Source organism: Exiguobacterium sp. s146 (assembly GCF_018618415.1).
In the GTDB taxonomy this organism is placed as follows: domain Bacteria; phylum Bacillota; class Bacilli; order Exiguobacteriales; family Exiguobacteriaceae; genus Exiguobacterium.
Genome location: NZ_JACSMA010000021.1, coordinates 1 through 218 on the forward strand (window position 1 = coordinate 1; position 218 = coordinate 218).

Here is a 218-nt window from a genome sequence, read left to right on the forward strand (position 1 = left end):
AATGATACTAATCGGTCGAGGCTTTGATCTAGTCTAATGGTTTGTGTGAATTGATGAGTCTTCAGTTTTGAGAGAACAATCTCTTAAAAAAGAGTTGACATTATGTTAAGATAATGTTAACCTCATATATGTCTGGTGGCGATAGCGAAGCGGCCACACCCGTTCCCATGCCGAACACGGAAGTTAAGCGCTTCAGCGCCGAAAGTAGTTGGGGGTCT

1 rRNA gene is annotated in these 218 nt (G+C 43.1%); it reads left to right on the forward strand.

From position 1 onward, the window contains the following. Positions 1-131: 131 nt before the first annotated feature. Positions 132-218 (forward strand): 5S ribosomal RNA (gene rrf, locus KNP83_RS15010); the annotation flags it as partial.